At 59.4% G+C, this 24,342-nt stretch carries 24 protein-coding genes and 1 pseudogene; 17 read left to right on the top strand and 8 right to left on the bottom strand.

The window, feature by feature from the left end; all coding sequences use genetic code 11:
* Positions 1–81 precede the first annotated feature (81 nt).
* The 12 genes and pseudogenes from QP915_RS03645 to QP915_RS03590 form a co-directional block, all read left to right on the top strand.
* Positions 82–297 carry a hypothetical protein gene (locus QP915_RS03645; protein WP_284768087.1) on the top strand — a complete coding sequence of 72 codons (216 nt, stop codon included), beginning with the start codon at positions 82–84 and terminating at the stop codon, positions 295–297.
* Positions 298–300: 3 nt separating this feature from the next.
* Complete coding sequence (locus QP915_RS03640) at positions 301–831, top strand: hypothetical protein (protein WP_284768086.1); 531 nt, start codon at positions 301–303, stop codon at positions 829–831.
* Positions 832–834: 3 nt separating this feature from the next.
* On the top strand, positions 835–1,005 hold the full coding sequence (locus QP915_RS03635; protein WP_005328615.1) for a hypothetical protein: 171 nt from the start codon (positions 835–837) through the stop codon (positions 1,003–1,005).
* Positions 1,006–1,503, top strand: a complete 498-nt coding sequence (locus QP915_RS03630; RefSeq protein WP_284768085.1) for a hypothetical protein — start codon at positions 1,006–1,008, stop codon at positions 1,501–1,503.
* Positions 1,490–2,473 carry a hypothetical protein gene (locus QP915_RS03625; protein WP_284768084.1) on the top strand — a complete coding sequence of 328 codons (984 nt, stop codon included), beginning with the start codon at positions 1,490–1,492 and terminating at the stop codon, positions 2,471–2,473. Before QP915_RS03630 ends, QP915_RS03625 begins: the two co-directional genes overlap by 14 nt.
* Positions 2,383–3,258: an AAA family ATPase gene (locus tag QP915_RS03620; protein WP_284768083.1), complete on the top strand. Its 876-nt coding sequence runs from the start codon at positions 2,383–2,385 to the stop codon at positions 3,256–3,258. Before QP915_RS03625 ends, QP915_RS03620 begins: the two co-directional genes overlap by 91 nt.
* Positions 3,259–3,914: 656 nt before the next feature.
* The gene (locus QP915_RS03615; RefSeq protein WP_284768082.1) at positions 3,915–4,247 is read left to right on the top strand and encodes an HNH endonuclease; all 333 of its coding nucleotides are present in this window, start codon (positions 3,915–3,917) and stop codon (positions 4,245–4,247) included.
* Between the two features lie 143 nt (positions 4,248–4,390).
* Complete coding sequence (locus QP915_RS03610) at positions 4,391–4,648, top strand: hypothetical protein (RefSeq protein WP_284768081.1); 258 nt, start codon at positions 4,391–4,393, stop codon at positions 4,646–4,648.
* A gap of 304 nt (positions 4,649–4,952) precedes the next feature.
* A complete protein-coding gene (locus tag QP915_RS03605) occupies positions 4,953–6,098 on the top strand; it encodes a hypothetical protein (protein ID WP_284768080.1) in 1,146 nt (381 codons plus the stop codon).
* Between the two features lie 284 nt (positions 6,099–6,382).
* The gene (locus tag QP915_RS03600; protein ID WP_284768079.1) at positions 6,383–6,625 is read left to right on the top strand and encodes a hypothetical protein; all 243 of its coding nucleotides are present in this window, start codon (positions 6,383–6,385) and stop codon (positions 6,623–6,625) included.
* On the top strand, positions 6,625–7,071 hold the full coding sequence (locus QP915_RS03595) for a hypothetical protein (protein WP_284768078.1): 447 nt from the start codon (positions 6,625–6,627) through the stop codon (positions 7,069–7,071). The genes QP915_RS03600 and QP915_RS03595 overlap by 1 nt, the downstream gene beginning before the upstream one ends.
* A gap of 259 nt (positions 7,072–7,330) precedes the next feature.
* Positions 7,331–7,459 (top strand): annotated as a pseudogene (locus QP915_RS03590) (HNH endonuclease signature motif containing protein); the annotation flags it as partial.
* 68 nt (positions 7,460–7,527) lie between these two features.
* On the opposite strand, the gene QP915_RS03585 reads toward QP915_RS03590, so the two are convergent.
* Genes QP915_RS03585 through QP915_RS03575 form a run of 3 tightly spaced genes read right to left on the bottom strand, consistent with a single transcriptional unit; the run spans position 7,528 to position 10,954 of the window.
* Positions 7,528–7,797: an HPr family phosphocarrier protein gene (locus QP915_RS03585; protein WP_005325102.1), complete on the bottom strand. Its 270-nt coding sequence runs from the start codon at positions 7,795–7,797 to the stop codon at positions 7,528–7,530.
* 54 nt (positions 7,798–7,851) lie between these two features.
* Positions 7,852–9,975, bottom strand: a complete 2,124-nt coding sequence (locus QP915_RS03580; protein WP_284768077.1) for a PTS fructose transporter subunit IIABC — start codon at positions 9,973–9,975, stop codon at positions 7,852–7,854.
* Between the two features lie 13 nt (positions 9,976–9,988).
* Positions 9,989–10,954: a 1-phosphofructokinase family hexose kinase gene (locus tag QP915_RS03575; protein ID WP_284768075.1), complete on the bottom strand. Its 966-nt coding sequence runs from the start codon at positions 10,952–10,954 to the stop codon at positions 9,989–9,991.
* Positions 10,955–11,152: 198 nt separating this feature from the next.
* Between QP915_RS03575 and ptsP the strand changes: the two genes are divergently transcribed.
* Entirely contained in the window at positions 11,153–12,841 is a 1,689-nt protein-coding gene (gene ptsP, locus QP915_RS03570; RefSeq protein ID WP_284768073.1) for a phosphoenolpyruvate--protein phosphotransferase, read from the top strand.
* Between the two features lie 21 nt (positions 12,842–12,862).
* Here the strand turns inward: ptsP and sugR are convergent, their stop codons facing one another.
* Complete coding sequence (sugR, locus tag QP915_RS03565; RefSeq protein ID WP_284765897.1) at positions 12,863–13,645, bottom strand: transcriptional regulator SugR; 783 nt, start codon at positions 13,643–13,645, stop codon at positions 12,863–12,865.
* Between the two features lie 360 nt (positions 13,646–14,005).
* Positions 14,006–14,710, bottom strand: a complete 705-nt coding sequence (gene lexA, locus QP915_RS03560) for a transcriptional repressor LexA (RefSeq protein ID WP_284768072.1) — start codon at positions 14,708–14,710, stop codon at positions 14,006–14,008.
* Between the two features lie 729 nt (positions 14,711–15,439).
* Between lexA and nrdR the strand changes: the two genes are divergently transcribed.
* Positions 15,440–15,898, top strand: a complete 459-nt coding sequence (nrdR, locus tag QP915_RS03555) for a transcriptional regulator NrdR (RefSeq protein WP_005328590.1) — start codon at positions 15,440–15,442, stop codon at positions 15,896–15,898.
* On the opposite strand, the gene hrpA is transcribed toward nrdR, so the two are convergent.
* The gene (gene hrpA, locus QP915_RS03550; RefSeq protein ID WP_284768071.1) at positions 15,895–19,782 is read right to left on the bottom strand and encodes an ATP-dependent RNA helicase HrpA; all 3,888 of its coding nucleotides are present in this window, start codon (positions 19,780–19,782) and stop codon (positions 15,895–15,897) included. The genes nrdR and hrpA overlap by 4 nt on opposite strands.
* Before the next feature lie 106 nt (positions 19,783–19,888).
* Here hrpA and QP915_RS03545 point away from each other — a divergent pair, with 106 nt between their 5' ends.
* Complete coding sequence (locus QP915_RS03545; protein WP_284768069.1) at positions 19,889–20,797, top strand: hypothetical protein; 909 nt, start codon at positions 19,889–19,891, stop codon at positions 20,795–20,797.
* Positions 20,798–20,886: 89 nt separating this feature from the next.
* Here the strand turns inward: QP915_RS03545 and QP915_RS03540 are convergent, their stop codons facing one another.
* Positions 20,887–21,831 carry a hydrogen peroxide-inducible genes activator gene (locus QP915_RS03540; RefSeq protein ID WP_239277550.1) on the bottom strand — a complete coding sequence of 315 codons (945 nt, stop codon included), beginning with the start codon at positions 21,829–21,831 and terminating at the stop codon, positions 20,887–20,889.
* A 160-nt stretch (positions 21,832–21,991) separates the two neighbouring features.
* Between QP915_RS03540 and QP915_RS03535 the strand changes: the two genes are divergently transcribed.
* Both QP915_RS03535 and ahpD read left to right on the top strand, forming a co-directional pair.
* The gene (locus QP915_RS03535) at positions 21,992–22,585 is read left to right on the top strand and encodes a peroxiredoxin (RefSeq protein WP_023021385.1); all 594 of its coding nucleotides are present in this window, start codon (positions 21,992–21,994) and stop codon (positions 22,583–22,585) included.
* Positions 22,586–22,682: 97 nt separating this feature from the next.
* Complete coding sequence (gene ahpD, locus QP915_RS03530; RefSeq protein ID WP_005325083.1) at positions 22,683–23,207, top strand: alkylhydroperoxidase, AhpD family; 525 nt, start codon at positions 22,683–22,685, stop codon at positions 23,205–23,207.
* Between the two features lie 107 nt (positions 23,208–23,314).
* Here ahpD and QP915_RS03525 read toward each other — a convergent pair whose 3' ends face one another.
* A complete protein-coding gene (locus QP915_RS03525) occupies positions 23,315–24,211 on the bottom strand; it encodes an NAD(P)/FAD-dependent oxidoreductase (protein WP_284768067.1) in 897 nt (298 codons plus the stop codon).
* Positions 24,212–24,342: the final 131 nt, after the last annotated feature.

The following is a 24,342-nucleotide window of genomic DNA, read 5'->3' as shown; positions in this document are numbered from 1 at the left end:
GCCGCGGGGAGCCTCCATACCCTGCCTAAACGGCGGCCTTATAACCTCTCTCCCGAGAGAGGTGTGAAAGGTATGCCGAAAATGGCCCCCAAAGAATCACAAGCTATTCAACGCCGGATTGGACGCCTCAACGCGCTCAAGCGATGGCACCCCGAGCAAGACACCACGGAGCTAGAACAAGACCTAGCCGCGTGCCGTATCAGTGAATACGCCCACAAGGTCATGGCCGACGCGCCCGCCCTCGCCCAAGCTCACATTGACGATGTAGCCGCCATTTTGTCTAAGGCGGGTGCATAAGCCATGACCGAACCTAATTTCTTTCAAGGCATGACCGCCGCGCAACAGGTTTACGTATTGGGTGACTTACTAAACGTTGCGAGCGGCGACCGGAATGACAACAAACGCGGCGACAATGTCGTGTTTGAAATTGTCAACGTATTGAAGCGGTTTGAGGTACCCCTTGCATACGTCGGGGAAAAGACCCTAGCCAATGGCCGTGTAAAACACCTCGTTGTGGTCACCGACCCGGCCGACCGTGAGCAGTGGGTTACCCGCGTGTTTGTTGAGGCCACCCGCGGCGCTGACGACACGACCCGCAAGTTCCGTGTCACCCTCAAGTCTGACGTTCCCCCGCCGTTCACCGGACGAAATGAGGTAACGCGGCATTACAACGACGTAGATGACTTTAAGCGCGCATTGCTTACCATTGCCCTTATCGCCAAGAGCAACCCCGGCCGCCCGGTGGCGTGGGCCGACGTCAAGAAGATCATTAGGGTTACAGGGTTGCGCATGGCCAATGCCCCTTGGACTGATGACAAGGCGGGTGCATAAGACATGACCGCCCCCGCAATGACGCCTACGCAACGCGCGGAATATATCCGTCTTTCTTTCGCCACGGTGGACACTCTCAAGGCTGCCCACGAGGCACGCCGCGCGCCTGCACTAAGCCCCGAGCGCCTAGACCGTCTAACGTCCATCTACCGGGCTAATAAGGCGGTGGTCTAGGTGACCGAGCTTATTCCGCTGTATCTCATGCCCGGCACCTACGTCACGACCCACGACGGCACGGGTATAGGTTTCGACCGCTTTAAGGTGCTAGGCAAGTCCGATGGAACTTATCGCGCTATTGGCCTTGAGCTGCCAACGCAGTGTGGTTATGGAGACGTACGCCGCTGGCTTGGCGGCCGCCGGTTCAAAGGCCACAAGTGGGAACACAACCCCGAGTTTCCCAATCGTTTACCCAACGTTAACCCGGTGGTTACGCCGCGAGGCACGTGGCGCCCCGTTGGCTACCTCACCACCCCGCGAGAGGCCAAGCGCCGAGGCGGGCGCCCCATAAACGAGCACACGCCAACCATGTTTAGCCCGGCCGCCCTAGACGTGGTGCAGATCATTAACCAGCAAGAGCGCATGGAAAAGACCCCCGCCGAAAGGACTCACAGCGAGGGCCACCATGCCACCACCAACAACAAAGAAAGTGACAATTACTATGGTAACCCATAATTCCGAGTCCACACAGTCCGCACAGCACGGCAAAGTGCGAAAGCTCACCAAGCAAGAGCGTCAATCACTCAACGACAAGTACAGTAGAGACCTCAACGAGACGCTTAAGAGACTCGGGTTTGAGAGTCGAACCGATGTACTTGACGACGGCACCTATCGCAACGCCCTAGTCGCTCCCGGCGGCGATGAACAGGTGCTATGCCAAAGTTTGTACGGTGGCTATGACGTGCTTTCTCCCGTTGGCTTTACCAACGCCAAAACCGGTGAGGTTGTACGTTTCAAGGCCGGGGAACACGTGGACGCCATAGAGCTTTACGCCGGTGTGCGTGGTATGACTCCCGACGAATACGGGCGCGTTCTACTAGACAACGAACTTGCACGTGAGCGTGTTGAGGCCACCAAGCGTGAGCGGGCGCGTCTTGAGGCGCGTGAGGCCGCCGAGCAAGAGCGCATTGAACAACGCGCCCTACGCCTAGGAATTACACCCGGCGACGGTTGGCAGGGAAACGAGGACGCTTACAACGACGTGCTCGCCATGCTTGACAACGGTACTTTGGAGCCGCCGACTGCCGATCTTGTTTACCGTAACGACAATGTTGGTATGTTCTACCCCGGCTGCACGCACACGGTCTTTGGCGAACCCGGCGTCGGTAAATCATGGGTTGCCCAATTTTCCTGTGCCGAGCAACTCAAGCGCGGCGGGCACGTTCTGTACCTAGACTACGAAAGTAACTTTAGGCAGGTAGCGCAGCGCCTTTACAACCTCGGTGTGCCCGTTGCCGCCATGCGTGAGCGCTTGACCTACCGCGGCGCAACGGGCGACCCGGCTAACCCCGGCGCCACATTGGAGCACCCCCACACGCCCACGACGGCAACACCATGGCCGAGGCCATTTACACCAAGTTCACCGAGCTTATTGGCGCGCACCCTTACACGCTGGCCGTTATCGACGGCGTGGCAAGTGCCATGAGCGCGGGCGGGTATGACAACAACAGCAATGACGACGCGGTATCTTTTTGCCGCGAACTTCCCGAGTTTATAGCGGACCATAGCGGGGCGGCGGTGCTCATGGTTGACCACGTGACCAAGGCAGTGGGAAACAGACGTTACGCCATGGGCGCGGGGCAAAAGCTGGCACGTGTCACCGGCGCGTCGTTTCGTGCCGACGCTATCGACACCGACAGCCCCGACGAACACCGGCTTGCCTTGTACGTCACCAAAGACCGCAACGACGCCGTTGTGTCGAAAACTGACCTTACGCCCGACGGTCACTTTTTCGGACACTTCACATGGCAACGTGGCAACGCGTTTAGCAAGAACGACAACGCTATATTGGCGGGAATCGAAAACCCGGCCACAGCTCAAGCGTGGGAGAAGCGAGAGACCGCCAAGGTTCTTGCTGCCGAAGCGGGCGACATTGACCAAGCCGTTAACGCGGCCGGGCTTAGCCAACCGGAAACTATAGCGGTGTTGCTGGCACACCTCGGCCAAGGTGAGGCCATGACAACCAAGGAACTACGCACACGGCTAAAGGAGGACGCGCCGCAGTTCTTTGACGGCCTCAAGCGCAACTTTACCCAACGCCTTAACAGGGCAAGCGGCGGAAAAGACAAGGCTAAGCCCATCATTGCGCTTGGCGGCAATGGCGCAAGAATCAAAGCCAATACGGACGTTTTCACCGAGGCTATGGCCGGGTTGCTCCACCGCCTACAAGCCCCGGCAGACGACCCCGAGGCCAACCAAGACACCCCCTAGTTTGTCCGCAAAAGTGGTGCACCACGAGGGAGCAGGTGCCCCACTTTTGCACCGGTGCATTTTTGGTACACTTTCGCCCAAGTGCTAGACCACTTGCACCACATTTTACCCCCTATATACGCAGCTCACACCGCTTAACGCTCAATTCAAAACGATGGTGCAGAATAGTGAAAGTGCACAACCCTTTTGACCTAGCAACGCCTTGGTGCAGTGCGCCTTTTAAGGCGCACACCACGGTGCTATGGCGGTGTGGACATGGTGCAAGACAAAGAAAACAGGGGAGTCAAGTCGAGACCAATGAGCCGAGACGAGACGAAACCAAGCAAGGCTGTGGACACCTCAAGGCTGTGGACAACTCATTGCTTCCGCTGTGTGGACATGCCTTACGCCGCGCCCGCGCGTAGTGAGCAACGCCAACGGAAAATGGAAATGTATAAATGGAAACCTCGCGTATAATTTCCATTGGCCTAGTCTCCGGCCCGAGCCGGGGTGGGGGGTGTCTCCCCTCGGCCCCGGCCCCTCTATCTCCCCGGTATACAGACTTTTGTACCGCGTAACCCAAATGCTCGGAACCGATACACAATAAACCCCCTCATGCCGTGAATAAACCATGCATAAAATGGCTGTAGAGCACCAACGCGAAAGGAACAACAGCCGTGACTAGCCCACAGACACCCCGCAAAAAGCGCGATAAGACCAACGCCCCCTATGCCTTTTCCCACTCATGGCGCAAAAAAGTCACCACATGGCGGCGCAAACTTGAGCGCGACCCGGCTTTGGCTGTGTGCTGGTTGTGCGGTGGCGCTATCGACATGAACTTGCCGCCAACGCACGGCCGGGCGTTCACTCTCGACCACCTCGTGCCCCTTAGCCAAGGCGGTGACCTTATGGGAGAGGTAAAACCCGCGCACCGCTCGTGCAACTCCGCTCGTGGCGATGGACGGCGTTCCCGCCGCGGGCCTAATCCACCTACTTTGTTGGATTGGTAAACCACGCCGGGGGGCAAACAGCGCGAAATCAACGCCTCACGGGGCCATAGACGGCCTTTTACGCCTCGGCGGCATAACTTATCCAGCCACGCCCCTACAGGGCGAGAGAGGGGCACACAGCCCGTTTAGCCCAACCGCACGCCGTGACCCGTGTACGAAAGACCGCCGAGAATACCGGCATGACCTGTGCGTTTACTCGATCGAGTAAGCGTGTAAAGGCGGGCACCGGCTCCACTGAACAAACAGACTGGCACCTCGACCGCATGGCCGCCTACCTTGTAGCCATGAACGGCGACCCGAATAAGCCCGAGGTGGCCGCTGCCCAAGCGTATTTTGCCATGCAGACACGCCGCGCCGAGCTTGGTCAACCTCCTGCCAACCCGCCGCGCCCGGCCGCCTAGTACCTCTCCCCGCGGTGCCTGCCTTGGCGCCAGAGCTGTGAAACACCCCCGTTTGCTACCCCCGGTCGTGCCAGCGGTATAAACACAGCCATGTTATTTAACCTTGGACAATGCCGAAAAAGTACCCATTTCCAGCATGAATAGTACCTTTTCTAATTCTTGCCAACGCCGCTAATACGGCTCACAATAAAAGGCAAGGGGCACGCCCCTAATCCCAAACCACATGTGCTTGCACGACCTCCGGTCACTTCTCCCATAGGACTCACTGTCACTATCCAACAACTTGAGTAAAGGACATTGAGCTATGGCTACAGAGCCAATTGCACACTTTTCTAATCGCGTTGCCGCTGTATCGGCCGCGCTAAGCATGACGGGTGCCCGCCCGGCCGCCGCCGAGGCTATGGCACGAGCGGACGAAAAAATTTCCGCCCGCATGGCTGACTTTGACGACCACTACGCCAATAAGGCAAGCGACGACAAGCTAAAGGCCGCGGCCGCCAAGTGGGTGAAGCTCAATAGGGCAAGTTTCAAAGACCTAGACGAGCTCATTCTTTCCCCAACCCCTACCGAGAACACCACCGTTCCTATTTACGTCAATGACGGGTGGGGCGGTAAGTGGAACTATCACGAAGCCTCAACCCCCGAGGCCCGCCGCCTAGCTACAGCGCGCCAGCACGTCTTGAACGGTCTTATTGCAAAATATGACAAGCCTGACTATTCCACCGAGGCGCTAATTGAATCGTGCAAGCCTGACGTGCGTGCATGGTTCGACAATCTGGCAACGGAATACACCGAGGCCGTGGAAGCACTAGACGACAACGCCCGTGAGACCGCCAGCCGCGAGGGCGGTGGCGATGGCGTCGACAAGGCCGTGCTCAACCTAATCGACCCGGCCACCACGCCCGAGGCCACTATCACGACTTATCGCAGGTTTGCCCGGGTATGGAAGTTGGTGGACGACGCCCCGGGGTATGAACTACTAGCCCGCGCCATGGCTTTTAACGATGTAAGCGATACGCCTAACCCCGAGCGTGACGTGCGCGAGCGCTTGGAAGAAATGACTGGCAACCGGGCGCGCTACACTGCCCTGATGTTCGACGCCCACACGTGTGCACTAGACGCGCTTGGCATGAACGCCACTGAGGCGGTGTGCAAGGGGCTTGGACGTATCGCGCCGCTGGCCGACCCGCTTGGCGACGACCTGCCTGAGCTTGAGCACCGCATTAGCGCTATTAGTGCAGTGGGCGCGTGGCTGGACTACCGCGAGCGCACTGTTGGCGACCGCTACCGTGGAAAAGGTCTACACAGCGACGCCGCTCGGTTCGGCATGGCCACCCCCGAGGAATCACTAGCGGCGCTCAAGGAATATAACCCGACGGTGTTTGAGTACACCACCGACAACGCCGACGGCTATGACCTTGACGCGGTAGACGACCCCTACGAGAACTAAATGCCATGGACGGCCTCGACCTGAATGTGTGGCCGTGCCACCCGCACGGCTCATGGCAGAGGGCCTTAGCTCACAAAGCTATGGGGCTACCCGTAGACGACGCGGACGCTAAGGCCCTAGCGGCGTGGGATAGAGAGGGAAAGAACGCCCACGTTAAGCAATCGCGCATAAAACAGCACAGGCAATATGTGGCACGTGTGGCAGCCGCGGCCCGTAGTCATATTGGGCCTCGAGAGGTCGTGGCGTGCCGTGAACTAGCCTGCCGGGTTGCAGAGGCCCCTGACATGCCCTCCCGTGCTGAAGTGGTGGACGTGTTGAAATCACTCAAACCGGGGCGCAGTTATGGCGGTCTTACCAAGCGCTATATCGACAACTTGAGTGGGCACCCCGGCCATTTTTTCGCCCGGCGTGAACGTGACTTTGACATCTTCATTGCACGGCGAAAGGCTTACCGGGCTGAAATTGGCAGGCGGGTCTGTGCCCAATACATCAACGCCGGGCAAGAAAGAGAAAGGAAACACAGCTAATGGCCTACAGAGATGAACTAACCGAGATTGGCGCCCGCGTCTATGGGCGCAGCACCAACACCGAGACCGGACAATTGGGCGCTCGTATTTATGGTCGCTGTGACGAAACAGACTCGGCACAACTAGGCGGCCGTGTCTATGGTCACAATGACGAATTGGACGCCCTCGGCCACCGCGTCTACAACCCCACCCACGGGGAGGTTGTGAGCTACCAACAGGACGACCCCGCCGATGAAGAGGAGTCTCGGCCATGGCGGCTAAATGAGTCACGCCCCGGCCCCGGTGCTCACTACCTCGACGAGGCCGGGCAGGAGGACGACCTCGACGCTATCGGTGCCCGTATCGCACGCGGGGGCAGCGGCGTAGAGGGCATTAAGACCGCCGATAACCGAGACGAGAACTACGACGTCACCGGCACGCGCGGCCTGCCCGGCTTTGATTACTGATAAAATAAGGGCGTAGTTGGTTAGCCAACTATCATGTCAAGACCTCACCGCCCCGGTGCTTACCGTACGAGCACCGGGGCGGTGTTCTATGTCTAGGCGGTGTTCTACGCGGCCTTGAGAGGCGTTAGCCCCTACCCACGTACCACCGGCGCTCGTTCAACGCCTTAAATCGCAAATCTGACCTGCATGTTTGCAGCCCGAGGCGGCGGGGCCGGGCAGGGCAGGTGCTACCCCCTAAAGGGTTTACACTAATCCACCAATTAGCAACCTTGTGACATGCTGTCCCTATCACAACGGCGTCAATGACGATGACCCCAACGCCCCGCCGCGCCGAGGCCGGCTAGCCCGGGTGCGCGGGCAGGTGACGTGGGTGCCACCGTGGGGATAGGTGGCGTCGGAAAGCGAAAAGCTCCCCACCGCAAGGGTGGGGAGCCTAGAGTCGAACAGTTTTAGGGCTTAGGAAGCGTCCAGGTCCTTCTCGATGAGAGCAGCAATCTTTTCCACTGCTTCTTCGTTTTCGGAGGTAACGGTAACCTCATCGCCCTGTTCTGCGCCAAGAGCCATGATCATCAGGGAAGAGGCCGCATCGGTCTCATCCTCATCATCATCGCCGACCAGGTTGAGGAAAATATCCTCATCGAACTCGCCGGCAGCGTCCGCGATAATAGATGCAGGACGTGCGTGCAGGCCTACAGAGGAGCCAACCTTTACAGTCTTGGAAGCCATGGAAAATATCCTTTCTTATGGGGATTTTTACAATCCAGTGTACGAGTGTTTGGTTTATACTGCCACGTTCTGGGCGGCTTCTTCGACGGCCTTGTTAGGCCAGAACTGCTTCATCGCCAGCACCGCCGCAGTGGAGACAACCACGCCGGCCGCGATGGCCACGAGGTAGCCCCAGAACGGGTCGATGGCGAAGAAGACGAACACGCCGCCGTGCGGAGCACGGGAACCGACCGACAGGGCCATCGAAATCGCGCCCGTCACCGCGCCGCCGGCCATCATCGAAGGGATGACGCGGAACGGATCGGCCGCCGCAAACGGGATGGCACCCTCCGAGACGAAGGACAGACCCAGCAGCCAAGCGGACTTGCCGTTCTCCTGCTCGGCCGGTGTAAACAGCGACTTGCGGATAAACGTAGCCAGCGACAGCGCAATTGGTGCGACCATGCCGGACGCCATGACGGCGGCCATGATCTGCATGGAGGATTCGTCGCCGGTAGACAGTCCGGCCGTGGCGAAGAGGTAGGCCGCCTTATTGACTGGGCCGCCCAAGTCGAAGCACATCATCAGGCCGAGAATGATACCCAGCAATACAGCCGAGGAGCCGGACATGGACGACAGCCAATTTTGCAGGCCCTCCATGAGGTTTGCCAGCGGTACGCCGAGTGCCAGGTACATGGCGAGACCGACAACCAACGATGTCAGCAGCGGAATAATGACAACCGGCATGAGCGAGCCTAGCCAACGCGGTACCTTCCAGTTGCCAATCCACATCGCGGTGAAGCCTGCCAGCAGGCCAGTAACTAGGCCGCCGATGAATCCAGCGCCCAAGGTAACTGCGATCGCTCCGCCCGCGAAGCCTGGGGCGATGCCAGGACGGCCGGCGAGAGCGTAAGCGATATAGCCCGACAGCGCAGCGACGATGAAGCCCATTGCCGCTTGGCCTACGGCGAAGAGAACAGCGCCGAGATAGAGCAAGAACCCGGAGCGTTCGAAGTGCATGAGTTCGCCGTCAACGGTCACGTCATGGCCGGGGAGGTTGCCGAGCGAAAACTCCGTCGATAGTGTCTGCCAACCATTTGCCATATCGGCGCCACCGAAAAGGAAGCCGAGGGCGAGCAGCAGACCACCGGCCGCAACGAACGGGACCATATAAGACACGCCGGTCATAATGGCTTGCTGGATGCGCTTGCCCCAACCAAGAGACTTGCCTTCTTCTTCCGCATCGGCGCGGGTAGCAGTGCCGGAGACCTTGTGCGAGTGGGGGTTGTGCGCGGCTGCGATCGCCTCGTCGAGCATCGTGCCAGGTTCATTGATGGCGCGTTTGACGCCAGACTCGATAACCGGCTTGCCGGCGAAGCGTTCGCGGTCGCGCACGCCGACGTCCGTGGCGAAGATGACCGCATCGGCCGCGTCGATCGTGGATTGGGAGACAGGCTCATTATTAGACGAGCCCTGCGTCTCAACAGTCAGAGATACGTCATCACGCTCGGCCGCGGTTTGGGTGAGGGCGTCGGCCGCCATGTAGGTGTGGGCGATGCCGGTGGGGCAGGCGGTGATGGCCACGATGCGGGTGACATCGGCCGAAGGTTCTGCGTTGGTAGGGGGTGCGGCCGAGGGCGCGGCGGCGGAGGGGCCGGCGGCACCGGCATCGGTACCGGTTGCGGCAGTGCCGGCAGCAGCGCCTTGGGCGGCCGGTTCCTCGGCTGGCTTCTTCTTCGGCTTTTCGGCATTGACTACCTCCAGCACAAGCCGAACGATTTCTTCCTTGGTGGGCGCGTTGCGCAGGGACTCGAGGAAGTCCTTGCGCACTAGAGCGCGGGCCAACTTGGACAAAATCTTCAAGTGGGCTTTGCCGCCGCCGGCCGGAGCAGCGATGAGAAAGACCAGCTGGGCGTCACCGTCAGGGCCGGAGAAATCCACGCCGCGGCTCAGGCGGGCGAACGCGAGGGTAGGTTCGGTTACTGCCTCGGAGCGGCAGTGTGGAATGGCGACGCCTCCAGGGACGCCGGTACCGGCCTTGGCTTCGCGGTCGATGGCGGGCTGTGCCAAGCCGGCGATGTCGGTGGCTCGGCCGGTGTCATGGACCAGCGTGGCCAGGTTGGTAATTACGGAGTCAACGCTGTCGCCGAAGTCGGCGTCGAGCGCGACTAGGTCGGTAGTGATGAGGTCGGAAGCCATGATTAGGCACTCCTTAGGCTAGCGATTGTACGAGGGTGTGTGCGATATCGAGTTCTTCTGGGCGAGGGAATTGGGTGCCCTGTTTGGATGCAGCCGCAGTTCCGTAGGCCACCGACTGCGCGAGGCTATCGGCCGGCGACTTACCGGCGGTGCGACCGAGGAGGTATCCGGCGAGCGCGGCGTCACCGGCGCCTACGGTGGATTTCACCGTGGCGGGCGGGGGAGTTGCAGCCCAAGCGCCATCCGCGGTAACCAGCACCGCGCCGGCACTGCCAAGAGTGACGAGTACTTCTGCGATGCCCTGCTTGACGACGTCTCGGGCCGCCCGAACAACCCCTGAGTACTCGCCGTGCGCGGCCTGGTCTTCCAGTTCGCGGCCGTCGGTTCCGGTGAGCTGGCCGAGCTCTAGGCCGTTCGGCTTAATGAGATCCGGCGCAGCAGAATTGAGGTTTTCGCCAATGGCTTGCATTGGGGCATCGGATGTATCGACGGCAATGCGGGCCTGTGGTGCGGCCGAGCGAACCGCGGAGATGAGGTCGCAATACCAATCGGTATCTACGCCACGCGGCAGCGAGCCGGCTAGAACCACCCAGTCGGAGGCAAGGGCGCGGGCGGTGAGCTCGGAGGTAATGGCGTGGGAGTCGGCGTCGGAAAGCGCAGGGCCTGGACCGTTGACCTTGGTGGTAGTGCCATCAGGCTCAGTGATGGTGGTATTGACGCGAACTGCGCCGTCCATGGGGATAGCAGAGGAAGGCAGCCCAGCCGAGTGAATGAGGTTCAGGAAAGAATCGGAGTCGTGGGCCGGGAAAAGAGCCAAGGATTGCTCGCCGGCCAAGTGCACGGCATGGGTGACGTTGACACCCTTGCCGCCAGCAACCTGTGTGACCTCGCTGGCGCGGTGGACATCACCGGAGGTCAATGGCTCTCTGAGCACAAGGGTGGCGTCGATACTGGGATTGGGGGTCAGCGTGAGAATCAAGTCGTCCCTTTCGCAGGTTGTATATTGGGGGCCGAACGCCGTTGGAGAGAACCGTACGGGCATGGCCCGCCCTTAATGTTGATTCTTGTCCGATTGTGTCCGAAAGTCAACAGAATTCCTGTGGTATACATTGCTTTTCTATCCGATTTGTGGTGTTCTGGAAGTTAATAGACCGCTATCTTCGAAGGAAGTACGCTCATGGAAAACGCGTCTGAGTCCACAATCAAAGGAACCGGTGTCGTTGCCGGAGTCGCCTACGCCGAAGCCGTGTGGGTCCGCCCTCGCCCGGCCCTGCCTACCGAGGGAAGCATCGACCCAGAGCAAGCGAGTGATGTTGAATACGACCGCTTCCTTGCGGCCGTAGATACTGTCGCTGGCCGTTTGGAGCAGCGAGCTGCTGCCGCAGAAGGCCAGGCTGCGGAAGTTCTGACCGCAACGGCCGGCATGGTCAAGGACCGTGGCTGGCACAAAGCCGTGCGGAAAAACATCCGCACCGGCCAAGATGCGGAGTTCGCTACTGTCGGCGCCACCGATAAGTTTGTCACCATGTTCGAGGCCGCCGGCGGCGTGATGGCCGAGCGCACCACTGACTTGAAGGACGTGCGCGACCGCGTAATCGCAGAGCTGCGCGGCGAGGACGAGCCGGGGCTGCCGCTCGTAGACGGCGAGGCCGTGCTCTTCGCGGATGACTTGGCTCCGGCCGATACCGCGACGCTGGATACCAAGCACATCAAGGCCCTTGTCACCGAGCTCGGTGGACCTACCAGCCATACGGCCATCATCGCCCGTCAGTTGGATATCCCGTGCATCGTTGCTGTGGGCGCCGCGCTGAGCGATATTGAAAGCGGCACGCTGGTATTCGTCGATGGTGCAGTGGGCGCCGTCACCCTTGGAGCCGACGAAGAGGCGTCCACAAAGGCAGTGGCCGAGTACCGCGAGCGTGCGGCACGCGTTTCCCAATGGCGCGGCCCAGCTGAAACTAAGGACGGCCACCGCGTGCAGCTGCTTGCCAACGTCGCCGATGGCAACGCCGCCCGCATTGCTTCGGATTCCCAGGCAGAGGGCATTGGTCTCTACCGCACGGAGCTGTCCTTCCTCTCGGCTAGTGAAGAGCCGAGCGTGGACGAGCAGGCAAAGATTTACGGCAAGGTTTTTAATGCCTTTCCTGAGTCAAAGGTTGTCGTGCGTACGCTGGATGCCGGATCCGATAAGCCTATCTCTTATGCCACGCTAAGCTCCGAGGAAAACCCAGCATTGGGTGTTCGTGGCCTGCGTATTGCACGCGATAATGAGGCTTTGCTGACCCGCCAGCTGGATGCGATTGCGCAGGCGGCTGCGGCTCGCGATGACAAAGCATCGACTTGGGTGATGGCTCCTATGGTTGCCACCTCTACCGAGGCCCAGTGGTTTGCTAGCCTGTGCCGCGAGCGCGGCCTGACTGCCGGCGCCATGATTGAGGTTCCGGCTGCAGCGCTTATGGCGGATAAAATCATGCCGCACCTTGATTTCGTGTCCATCGGCACCAATGACCTGACTCAGTACACGATGGCTGCGGACCGCTTGTCTCCACAGCTGGCCTACCTGACCGACCCGTGGCAGCCGGCTGTCCTGCGACTCATTCAGCACACCTGCATCGTGGGCCAAGCCAATAACGTTGCGGTTGGCGTGTGCGGTGAGGCAGCAGCCGACCCGATGTTGGCCTGCGTGCTTACCGGCTTGGGCGTAAATTCGTTATCCGCAGCGTCGACGGCGGTAGCAGGCGTCGGCGCACAGCTGGCAGAAGTTACCTTAGAACAGTGCCAGCAGCTTGCCGAAGTGGCACTGGATGCGGAAAGCCCTGACGCTGCCCGTACCGCAGTGGTCGAACGCATGGAGTCCTTCGCCTAAATTAGGCGAAGGGTCGGGGGATTATTCGCTGGCGAGCACGACCTCAATTTCGCGCTCGCGCAACGCTTCCACGAAGGAATCGGGGGCAGCAGCGTCAGTAATGACGACGTCGATATCGGCGGCAGAGGCGAAACTTACAAGGTAGTCATTGCCCAGCTTGCTGGAGTCACACATGACCACTACCTTGTGGGCATTGGTGACGAAGGCGGATTTGATGGCTGCCTCTTGGGAGTCGGCCGTCGACAAGCCATGGTCTAGGGTGAGGGCATTGGTGCCGATAAAGGCGACGTCGGCACGCATCAAAGCTAGGGTGCGCAGTGCGGTATCGCCAACGACGGCCTGGGTAATCGCGCGGACCGTACCGCCAAGTAGCTGGACGTCAGGCACGCCATTGCCCGCTAGCGACAGGGCAATAGGCAAGCTATTGGAGACAATATTGAACTGCGCCTGCGGGTATTGCTGTCCAATGAGCTCCGCGAACGCATTGATGGTGGTGCCTGCGTCCAAGAAAATACTGCCGCCGCCGTGGGGGAGAAAATCAAGGGCCGCGCGGGCGATAGCCGCTTTTGCGCCGGAGGCGGACCTCTGGCGGGTATCCAGGGTAAGCTCCGCGGTCTGGAAGGTTTGGGAGGCTACTGCGCCGCCATGCACGCGATGGACGACACCCTCACGGTCAAGCACCGCAAGGTCGCGGCGAATGGTCTCGGCCGTAACTTCGAAGCGTTCTGAGAGCTCAGTGACGTTGACGCGGCCTTCAACGGCGGTGAGGGAAGCAATTTGGCGACGCCGCTCTTCTGCGTACATGATTCCTCCTTGAATCTAGAGACATCGCGTCATGGCGCGGGGGGTAAAAATTGCCATTTTATGCGGAAGTGAAAATCCGGCGATGTTGTTTTGCTTAGTCTATTGTCTCAAAAATCGGGAATAAACGGACTAAAGCAAAAACTTGCACAGCTGCATTTTAGAGGCGGTACCTTGAAATGCCTGGTTATCAGGAAAAGTGGGAAAGTGGGATTTTCGTCTCTTTTGGTGTCCGGGTCCGAAATGGAGCCAAAATGGGGGTGGCAGGATACGGGCTGCGTCAACGAAGGGTGTACATAGATAGACCCCGCGAGGGCCACGCTCGGCCCTTGCGGGGTAATGGAATCTGCGTCAGGTGAGTGGTTAAAGCTTACGGAATACCGATACAACCTTGCCCATGATTTCCGCATCATCGCCGTTGATGGGATCGTAGGCATCATTGTGGGGAAGCAGCCACACGCCGGAGGAATCACGGTGGAACTCCTTGACGGTAGCTTCAGAACCTTCGAGCAGGGCGGCGACGAACTCGCCCTCCTCTGCAACTGACTGGGAACGAATGATTACCCAGTCGCCGTCAAGGATGCCGGCATCCTGCATCGAGTCGCCGACTACTTGCAGCATATAAAGGTCGCCGCTACCGACTACCTCATCAGGCATGGGGAAGTATGTGTCGACGTTTTCCTCTGCGGTAATGGGTGCTCCCGCAGCGATACGGCCGACCACAGGAATATAGGAAACCGCACCTGCATCCTCGGGAACTTGCTGCTCAGACTTAGCCGGCTTGCGGCCCGGCTTTTTGGCGCCTTCATCCGTATTAAGGTGACGAACATCTACAGCACGCGGCTTATTAGGGTCCCGGCGCAAAAACCCCTTCTCTTCCAATTGTTTTAGCTGGTAGGCAACCGATGATGTGGACTGCAGGCCTGCTGCGTCACCAATTTCGCGAATGCTTGGTGGGTAGCCACGCAACATAACGGCGTCACTAATGACGTTGAGAATGCGTCGCTGGCGGTCGGATAGGGAAGCGTAGTCGGTCTTCTCGGTAGTCTTCTTTGGCTTGCGGCCCATTGATGGCTCCTCGGAGGGGGTCGGGTGGATTTATCGGTGGTCTGTTAGCTGGCGGCGCTGAAAAGTTGCCACACGTCATTTGTAGCACGAAAAGTACAGATGTTCGAGATTTGCGCGTTGGGGTGGACAAGTATTCGAAGCGATGCTATAAATCGAACGTACCAACTAATTCGAACATTATGGCGACTGGGTGTCATGGCGTGTCGAATGAGGCTCCTAAGGTGGTTTCAGTCGTCGAAAGGAAAGTTATGTCTCTGCTGATTAATTCTCGCAATAACCTGGTAGCACGCAATGCTGCTGATCCTGTAGTGGTGCCTTCTGCATCCGTGTGGGATGTGGAGCGTGGCTACGGTTCTGCGGCCCGCGGTACCGCAAACTCTCGGTATGTTCGAACTCTACGTGTGGCAGATTGCACGACCTATCGTTCGAACCGTACGTCCCTCGGAGACTCTGGGAACAGATCGAATAGGGGCCGAAACAGCGTGGGTGAGTCGAACACAGGTAACTACGCATTGGGCGCAGTGTTTGGCGTAGCGGTCTTTGTGGGCACTTTGCTAGGCGGACTAGCTGGTGCTGAAGGAAACAGTGCACCGCAACCGCCGGCCTCTAATGTGCAACAAGTAGAGGCTGCAGTAACACGATAGGGGGAACGGTGGGCGAAGGTCGGTGGTCGCACGAAATCGAAGGTGAGTAAACTACTGGCGTAACAACGTCAGTGAAAGGACCACCGTGTATTGCCCTTTTTGTCACAATGAGCAATCCCGCGTCATCGACTCGCGAGTGGTCGATGCTGGAGCGTCGATTCGTCGCCGGCGCGAGTGTGCTTCGTGCAAGGGTCGCTTTACCACGGTTGAGAAGGCCGTGCTGCTTGTGGTGAAGAGAAACGGTCTGGCCGAGCCTTTCAGCAGAGATAAATTGATTCGAGGTGTGCGCCGTGCCTGCCAGGGGCGAGATGTCAGCGACGATGCCCTAAAGAAGCTGGCGCAAGAAGTGGAGGAGACCGTGCGCAGTCATGGCTCCTCGCAGGTCAACGCGAACGAGATTGGCTTGGCCATCCTAGAACCACTGCGGGACCTTGATGAAGTGGCCTATCTGCGCTTCGCCTCTGTATATAAATCCTTTGAAAGCGCAGATGACTTTGAATCCGAGATTCGCCTGATGCGAAGGCGCGATCGCGAGGACTTTTAGCGCAGTTTGTCCACCGCCTTTTGGATACGGCGGAGTGAAACGGCGTGGGCTGTGCCAAGGCGCTGAGCGAAAAGAGAAACTCGAAGTTCTTCAATCATCCAGCGTACGTCCTTGACCTCGCGCGTCTTTTCGCGGCCTGCCGGGAGGTTGCGAAGGCGGTTAGATAGGTAAGCCTTGGCGTTGTCTACTTCGGCTTGGCGGTCCGCATCGCGGTCCGGGTCAAGGTTTATGTCCTCTAGACGAATTCGCATGGCTTGGATATATCGCGGTAGATGACGCAGATGGGACATTCCATGGACAGTGATGGCGTTTTGGGGTAGGAGGAAGTCCAATTGTGCGCGCATGTCATCTATTGCTGGGCCGTCCCAATGAGCGAGCTCCGCTCGCAGGTTGGAGTACTCGGCGAGTCCCGGTGCAATAGCTACCACTGCCTGGCGTACGCGTCCTGGGACCTGCGGTTTGACGGTGTCTTTAAGCTTCTGGAACGCCACGGGGGTGCGGACGGGTCCGCCGGCTTCGAGCATCAGGTCGCGGATCGCGGCGACGCGGGCGTCATTGACAAGGCCGTCGGCGCCGCCGTGCGGATAGGAATCGACGGCGACGCGCTGTTGCAATGGCAGGCCCTTGACCATTTGTGAGGCGTTGACGGATATCTCACGCATGAGGAGCGTAAGAGTGGTCGTGACCATGGCGGCATCTGCGGCGGCCTTGGTGGGATGGACCTTGAGTTCGACGCCGTCCTTGGTAGCGACCAGGGCAGGGTAGGCGGTGACTTCGTGGCCGTCCACGGTGGTCTTGACCGTGTCATCGATGGTGCCGAGGGTGTCGTCGGTCCATTCGCTGACGGCGGTGGACTCGGAGGTGCGCGAGACGCGGGATACGGAGGACTTGATGTGTCCGGCCTGACGTCGGACGAGCGCCGCGAGGTCGCGGTCGGAGTCGACGATGTTGCCGCGCTTATCGATGGCCCCGTAATTCATCCGCAGGTGGGCGGGTAGCTTGCTGGCCTGGAAGTCGGTGGCGTTGATTCCTTGACCGCCGAGTTCGCGGAGGACGTCGGCAAGTTGCTGGGTGATGGGGCCTTCATAAGGGATGAGGCGGTCGATGGCGCGCTCGGCAAATTCGGGCGCGGGTACAACGGTGCGGCGCAGGGCCTTGGGCAGGCTGCGGATAAGCTCGGTGACGAGCTCGAGGCGAAGACCTGGAACGAGCCAATCGAATCCTTCGGTATCCAAGCCGGCGAGCATAGGAATGGGAACCATTACGGTGACGCCGTCGAGTGGATCGCCGGGCTCGAACTTGTAAGTCAGTTCGTAATCGATAGTGCCCTTGCGCCAGTGGTCGGGGAAGGACTCTTCAGTGACGTCGTGGGAGTCGTCGATGAGCTTAGCCGGATCGAAATCCAGCAGATCCGGGGTGCGGCGGCGCTCCTTTTTCCACCATGAGTCGAAGTGGCGGCCGGTGGTTACCTTTGCCGGAATACGCTGGTCGTAGAAGTCGAAGAGTGTATCTTCGTCCACGATGAGGCCGCGGCGGCGGGCCTTTTCTTCGTATGCGGCGGCGTCGTCAAGCGCTTGGGCGTTGGCCTTGAAGAAGGCGTGGTGGGTGTTCCAATCGCCGGCGATAAGGGCGTTGCGGATGAACATATCGCGGGCAGCGGCGGGATCGACGCGGTGGTAGGGCACGGTGCGGTCGGCCACGATGGGCACGCCATAGAGCGTGGATTTTTGGTGCGCGATGGCGGCGGCGCGCTTGCGAGACCAGGTGGGCTCGGAGTAGTTGTGCTTGAGCAGGTCCGCGCCGAGCTTTTCTACCCAGGCGGGATCGATGGCGGCGACATCGCGCGCCCAGAGACGGGACGTTTCCACCAGCTCGGCGGCCATGAGGAACTCGGGAGGCTTTTTAGCCAGGGCGGAGCCGGGGAATACCAGGAAGCGGGTGTTGCGCGCGCCTTGGAACTCCTTGGAATTGCCATCGCGGGCGCCGATATTGGATAGCAGGCCCGAAAGGAGGGACATGTGGATGTCATCGGAGCGGCGCTCGGTGCTTTCCTGGTAGGTCCAGCCCAGCTGCTTGGCGACGTCCTTGAGCTGGCGCACCAAGTCAAACCACTCCCGGATGCGCATGTAGTGCAGGAACTCCTGTTTCATGCGCTTGCGGAACTTATTGCCGGATTGCTCATTGCGAGTTTGCTTGATGTAATCCCACAGCTTGAGCATGGACAAGAAATCCGAGGTCTTGTCCTTGAAACGGGCGTGGGCTTGGTCGGCCTGGGCTTGGAAGTCGAGGGGGCGCTCGCGCACATCTTGAATGGTCATGGCGGCAACGATGACCATGACGTCATCGAGGCAGCCGTTGGTATTGGCCTCAATGAGCATGCGAGCCATGCGCGGATCCAGTGGGATGCGGGCAAGATCGCGGCCGATGGTGGTGAGAGACGGCTTGTCCTGCTTGTCGTGGAGGGCGCCGAGCTCGTGGAGGAGTGTGAGACCATCGCGAATGGCCTTGTGCTCGGGAGGTTGGATGAAGGGGAATTGTTCGATAACGCCGAGCTTGAGCGAAACCATTTGCAGGATGACGCTGGCAAGGTTGGTGCGCAGGATTTCTGGGTCGGTGAACTCGGGTCGGCTTTCAAAGTCCTGTTCGCTGTACAGGCGGATGGCGATGCCGTCGGCGACGCGGCCGCAACGGCCGGATCGCTGGTTGGCGGAGGCCTGCGAAATGGGCTCGATGGGCAACCGCTGGACCTTGGTACGCGTGGAATACCGCGAGATGCGGGCGGTGCCGGTATCGACGACATAGCGGATGCCGGGCACGGTGAGCGAGGTTTCGGCGATATTGGTGGCCAAAACGATGCGGCGGCCGCGGTGCTCGCTAAACACGCGGTGCTGCTCTTGGTTGGATAGACGGCCAAAGAGGGGAGTGACCTCGACGTTTTTCCACTTCTTGCCTTCGATGGCTTCCATGGCATCGCGAATATCTCGCTCGCCAGGGAAGAAGCACAGGATATCGCCGTCGCCTTCGTGCATGAGCTCTTCGATGGCTTCAGTCAAGCCGTCGAGCGGGTCTTGGTCTACTACTTTTCCGCCGGCCTCGAACTCGAGGGGCCGGTAGCGGATTTCTACGGGGTAGGTGCGCCCGGAGACCTCGATGATGGGGGCGGGGTTGCCGTCGGCATCGGCAAAGTGGGCGGCGAAGCTTTCTGGGTCGATGGTTGCGGAGGTGATGATCACCTTGAGGTCTGGGCGCTTAGGTAATAGGCGCTTCAAGTAGCCCAAGAGGAAGTCGATATTGAGCGAGCGTTCGTGGGCCTCATCGATGATGATGGTGTCGTACTTATTGAGAAAGCGGTCGCGCTGCATCTCGGCGAGCAGGATGCCGTCGGTCATCAGCTTGACGGCGGTGGTCTCAGAGACGCGATCGTCAAAGCGGATGGCGTAGCCAACGGACTCCCCGATTTTCTGGTCCAATTCCGCTGCGATGCGTTCAGCCACGGTGCGCGCTGCAATACGGCGCGGCTGGGTATGGCCGATGAACCCGCGCCGGCCGCGGCCCAGCTCGAGACAGATCTTTGGGATCTGGGTGGTCTTACCAGAACCGGTCTCACCAGCGATGATGACGACCTGGTTGTCCCGAATGGCCTCGGCGATATCGTCCTTGCGGGCGGTGACAGGGAGGGCGTCCGGGTAGGTGATGGCGGGAACGGCGGCGTCGGTAAGCGCGACGCGCTCGGCCGCGGCATGGATTTCAGCGCCGATTTCTTGCAGCGCTTTAGGAGCGCGAGCCTTTTTGAGGCGGCGACGGAAGGAGCGCGCCTCGGCCAAAGAGACATTTTCGAGTGCGGCGAAGAGGTCCTCGCGAGAAGGGGATTCGTTCTTAGTCATGACTAGGCAACGAGTTTACCCGTCCACCTGAAATGAGGAAAAAGTTGTTAAAGTTAAAATACTTATCCATTTTTCTATGTGCATTCCTGAAGGAGGAGCACCGCCTATGACAAACCCGTATTCGGGTGGAAATGACGATTTTCCTCGCTATGAGCCGACCAACCATCCTGAGGATCGGCCGGACTACGGCCAGCTTCCATCGTACGGTGGCAGCCACGAGGGCAACGCTCAAGGCTATGCCGGCTACCAGGCAGGCCAGCGGCCGTTTACCGGTAAGGTCTCCGCAATAGATGCGGTTTCTTGGGCTTTTAGGACTGTCTTTGGCAATTGGAAGCTGTGGATTCTAGGAGCAGTAGCGCTTTTTGTTCTAAGTATCGTTTTTGTAGCCGTTGCAGGCGGCATCAATGCCGCGAGCTACTCCGGTACGGGTGATCCAACCGCGGGTTCTTGGGTTTCTCAGCTCATATCCACTGTCCTAAGCCTTGTATTGTCGCTGGTAATTATGCGCCTAGCGCTCTTCCAGATCGATGACGCCCGCACCGGTTGGGGTTACCTTTTTAAGAACGTGCGTTGGTGGCAGCCACTGGTCATCATGCTCGTCATCGGGGCAGTGGCGAGCCTTATTGCATTCGCTGCAGTAGGCGGAACTGTCTATGGGTTGCTTAACGACGCCGAGACTATGACGGAGGACGAAGCAGTTGCGGCAGTATTAAGCGTCATGGGCATCATGGGCGTGCTTTTGCTCATTAGCTTCTTTATCCAACCATTCTTCTCGCTGATGCAGTGGTTCGCGGCCGATGGCGATAGCGTTGGTGACGCCGTGAAGAAGGGCTTTCAGGCAGGTAAGAATAACTACGGCCAAATGTTGCTGCTGGCAATTTTGAACTTTTTCATCATCATCGGTGGCTTCTTGCTTTTGGGCATCGGCCTCATCGTGGCGTATCCGGTTACCCTCTTGGCACAGGCGCATATGTACCGCCAGTGCGCGGGGCGCAATACTCTCCCGCAGGCGTAGCGCAGCATAGTTAAAGGCCACCGTTCCAATTTGGGGCGGTGGCCTTTGGCGTGCTTGGCGACGCCCCCGTGTGGGGCCGCCGGGTGAGACTACTGCCGGGAACGCTCAATCGCCTTGTTATAGGCAGAGGTGATGAGCGTGCCGAATTCGCGGAATTCTTCGGCGCGGGCGGCGGAGGAACGGAACACGAGGCCCACCTCGCGTTCGGCGGTGACATCGGAGGCAAAGTGGGCGATGGCGACGTCCTTGCCATGGCACTCGGTGGCCAGTGCAGATTCGGGGACGAGGGTGCAGCCCAGGCCGCCCATGACCAGCTGCATGATGGTGGTTAGGGAGGAAGCACGGGTGACGGAATTGGTGGCCTCGGCCGGGTTGATATTGGCGTGGCGGCAGAGATCGACGACCTGATCGCGCAAGCAGTGGCCGTCGTCAAGCAGCAGCAAATCTAAGTCCTTGAGCTCCGCAAGCTCGACATCCTCGCGGCCGGCGATGGGGTGATCAGGAGGGCAAACGATGGAGAATTTCTCCGTGTAGAGCGGGCTATCGACCATGCCGGTGGCCTCAGAAGGAAGGGCCATGATGGCAAGGTCCAAGTTGCCGTTGCGCAGGCGGGTAATGAGGTGCTGGGTTTGCTCCTCGACGAAGCGCGGCTCGAGATCCGGGTAGGCCTCAACAAGCATCGAGAGCAGATCGGGGAGGATGTAGGGAGCAATGGTGGGGATAACGCCGATGGTCAGTGGGCCGGCAAGGGTGCCGTTGGCGCCGCGAGCGTGGGCCAGGAAGGTATCGGCGGCCTCGAGGGTGGCCTTGGCGTAGGGGAGGAGGGTCTCACCGGCCGAGGTGACGATGACCTTGCGAGTGGAGCGCTCGATAAGCTGCAGGCCCAAGCCCTGCTCGAGCGCAACGAGGCCTTGGGAGAGGGAGGGCTGGGAAATTTCGAGCTTGGCGGCCGCGGTGCCAAAGTGCTTATTTTCCGCAACGGTGACGAAGGTGCGCAGCTGAGCAAGTGTAGGGCGATACTCTTTATTATGCATGCCTATCACTCTAACACCTACCTATAGGATTTGCTATTGACGCGAGCGGAAAAGATGGTATAACTGATCGTGTTGGGCCGGACACGGTCCGGCCCCGCTGCTTGTATGTCAAGCGGCAGGAAACTTAGAGGAAAAGCCTTTGCTAAAGGAGTTGAAGACTATGCCTATTTTGACCGTCGGCGAAAAGTTCCCAGAGTTCAACCTCACCGCCCTGACCGGTGGCGATCTGCACGACGTCAACGCTAACCAGCCGGAGGACTACTTCGAGCAGGTATCCCTGGACAAGTACGAGGGCAAGTGGAAGGTCGTCTTCTTCTACCCGAAGGACTTCACCTTCGTCTGCCCGACCGAGATCGCTGCCTTCGGCAAGCTGGACGAGGAATTCCAGGACCGCGATACCCAGATCCTCGGTGGCTCCACCGATAACGAGTTCGCTCATTTCAACTGGCGTGCAACCCATCCAGAGCTGAAGGAAGTTCCTTTCCCGATGTTCTCTGACGTACGTCACGACCTCATTCGTGCACTGGGCGTCGAAAACGCTGATGGCGTTGCTGACCGCGCCACCTTCATTATCGACCCGGATGGCGTTATCCAGTTCGTATCCGTTACCCCGGATGCTGTCGGCCGTAACGTAGACGAGGTTCTGCGCGTGCTCGACGCCCTGCAGTCCGAAGAGGTCTGCGCTTGCAACTGGGAGAAGAACGACCCAACCAAGAACATCAACAAGATGGACGTCGTTCAGTCCGCGCTCTAAATCTCACTGAGATGCAGGTTTACCCCGCTTTCGTGGCGGGGTTTCCTTTTAAATCCGACGCAGTAAATTCCTATCAAAACCGCAAAGGAGAAAAGTTATGTCTATTGATAATCTGAAGTCTTCCCTGCCGGAGTACGCCAAGGACCAGAAGCTCAACTTGGGCACCCTGACCCGTTCCAAGGACCTGGACGAGGAGCAGCTCTGGGGCTGCCTGTTGGCATCGGCCGCCGCAACCCGCAATGACACCGTGCTGTCTGAGATTGCGGAGGAAGCAAAGGAGCACCTGTCTGAGGAAGCTATCGAGGCAGCCTACGGCGCAGCCACCGTTATGGCTATGAACAATGTTGCCTACCGCGCCAAGGGCTGGTTGGGCGATGACTACGCACGGGTTAAGTTCGGCCTGCGCATGAACATTATCTCCAAGCCAGGCGTGGACAAGGCCAACTTCGAGCTGTGGAATACCGCAGTCTCCGCCATCAATGGCTGCGAGCACTGCTTCGGCGCCCACGCCCAGGAAGTCAACGAGGCTGGCCTGAGCAAGGAGCAGATCTGGGAGGCCGTTAAGGTCGCTGCCGTAGTTCAAGCTGTGGCACAGGCTGTCCAGATTGAGGCCGCACGCTAAAAGTCTGGCTTATAGCCGCCCTCGCGCTTGCCGACGTCCCCCAGCTCCAGCGAGTGTGGGTCTTCCGGATTGGTCTGGATGATGGCTTTCATGCCACACCACCGTATTTAAATCCAATCGTCCTCGACGAGGAAGGCATTGACCGCAATGGCGGCGGCGTTGGCCTCGCCCATCGCCATCGCTACCTGCGCCGGTGGGTTGACCACGTTGCCTACGGCCCAGATGCGCGGGTGGCTGGTGGCACCGGCGAGGCCCGTTTTGATCAGGCTGCCGCCCATGCCCGACGGCGGACTGTGGCGCTGAAGATTGAGGTCAGCGAGGAACTCATCGTGAGGGCGGGGAATGGGCATGTAAAACAGTGCATCGACGGCATGCTCGTCGCTTTCCAACAGGACTTTTCCGTCTTGGAAGGCGGTGACGGGGCCGTCGATAAGCGCAATGCCCCGCCGAGTCAGGTCCGCGCGCTGCTCGTCGGTGAATTCCATTCCATTGGTGAAGAAGGTGATGTCCTTCGACCACTGGCGCAGAACCGCGGCATGGTGGAAGGAGAACTCGCCGATGTAGAGTACGCCGAGCTTCTTGTCCGCCACCTCGTATCCGTGGCAGTAGGGGCAGTGGAGGACCGTATTTCCCCAGTTTTCTTGCAGGCCCGGGATAGCTGGGTGCTCGTCGTCCACGCCGCTGGCGACGATGATAGAGCGGGCAGCGATGGTCTCACCGTTGCTCAACGTGGCGGTGAGCGTGCGGTCATTATCGGTGACGGAATCCACGGTGGCGTTCATGATCTGCGCGCCATAGCTGCGCAGCTGCTCCTTGCCGCGCTCTTGAAACTCAAGGGGTGGCGTGCCCTCGAGGGCAATGACTCCATGAATTTCATGGGCGAAACGGTTGCGGGGAGTGGCGGAATCAACAATGAGCACGCTGCGGCGGGCGCGGACCATGACTAGGGCTGCCTGCAGGCCGGCCGCGCCACCGCCGATGATGAGGGTATCTACTGTCTGCATGGCCCCGAGTAAACCAAAGGAGGGTTTAAATGGCAATGGTTTTCAGTAGTTTGTGGCAGGCGTCACGCCCAACCCTGACTTGGCCAAGTTAGTGCCGAAGGGTTGGGGTGTGGTGGGAATTCGTCAACATG

Source organism: Corynebacterium sp. MSK158, from assembly GCF_030229085.1.
Classification (GTDB): Bacteria; Actinomycetota; Actinomycetes; order Mycobacteriales; family Mycobacteriaceae; genus Corynebacterium.
This window is presented reverse-complemented; position numbering and strand designations above follow the sequence as displayed.

Coding starts and splice junctions, on each gene's coding strand:
- hrpA (WP_284768071.1), bottom strand. CDS start 19,782: ATGACTAAGAACGAATCCCCTTCTCGCGAGGACCTCTTCGCCGCACTC.
- QP915_RS03525 (WP_284768067.1), bottom strand. CDS start 24,211: ATGCAGACAGTAGATACCCTCATCATCGGCGGTGGCGCGGCCGGCCTG.
- QP915_RS03595 (WP_284768078.1), top strand. CDS start 6,625: ATGGCCTACAGAGATGAACTAACCGAGATTGGCGCCCGCGTCTATGGG.
- QP915_RS03605 (WP_284768080.1), top strand. CDS start 4,953: ATGGCTACAGAGCCAATTGCACACTTTTCTAATCGCGTTGCCGCTGTA.
- QP915_RS03540 (WP_239277550.1), bottom strand. CDS start 21,831: ATGCATAATAAAGAGTATCGCCCTACACTTGCTCAGCTGCGCACCTTC.
- ptsP (WP_284768073.1), top strand. CDS start 11,153: ATGGAAAACGCGTCTGAGTCCACAATCAAAGGAACCGGTGTCGTTGCC.
- lexA (WP_284768072.1), bottom strand. CDS start 14,710: ATGGGCCGCAAGCCAAAGAAGACTACCGAGAAGACCGACTACGCTTCC.
- QP915_RS03545 (WP_284768069.1), top strand. CDS start 19,889: ATGACAAACCCGTATTCGGGTGGAAATGACGATTTTCCTCGCTATGAG.
- QP915_RS03645 (WP_284768087.1), top strand. CDS start 82: ATGGCCCCCAAAGAATCACAAGCTATTCAACGCCGGATTGGACGCCTC.
- QP915_RS03620 (WP_284768083.1), top strand. CDS start 2,383: ATGGCCGAGGCCATTTACACCAAGTTCACCGAGCTTATTGGCGCGCAC.
- QP915_RS03640 (WP_284768086.1), top strand. CDS start 301: ATGACCGAACCTAATTTCTTTCAAGGCATGACCGCCGCGCAACAGGTT.
- QP915_RS03580 (WP_284768077.1), bottom strand. CDS start 9,975: ATGGCTTCCGACCTCATCACTACCGACCTAGTCGCGCTCGACGCCGAC.
- QP915_RS03535 (WP_023021385.1), top strand. CDS start 21,992: ATGCCTATTTTGACCGTCGGCGAAAAGTTCCCAGAGTTCAACCTCACC.
- ahpD (WP_005325083.1), top strand. CDS start 22,683: ATGTCTATTGATAATCTGAAGTCTTCCCTGCCGGAGTACGCCAAGGAC.
- QP915_RS03625 (WP_284768084.1), top strand. CDS start 1,490: ATGGTAACCCATAATTCCGAGTCCACACAGTCCGCACAGCACGGCAAA.
- sugR (WP_284765897.1), bottom strand. CDS start 13,645: ATGTACGCAGAAGAGCGGCGTCGCCAAATTGCTTCCCTCACCGCCGTT.
- QP915_RS03635 (WP_005328615.1), top strand. CDS start 835: ATGACCGCCCCCGCAATGACGCCTACGCAACGCGCGGAATATATCCGT.
- QP915_RS03600 (WP_284768079.1), top strand. CDS start 6,383: ATGCCCTCCCGTGCTGAAGTGGTGGACGTGTTGAAATCACTCAAACCG.
- QP915_RS03585 (WP_005325102.1), bottom strand. CDS start 7,797: ATGGCTTCCAAGACTGTAAAGGTTGGCTCCTCTGTAGGCCTGCACGCA.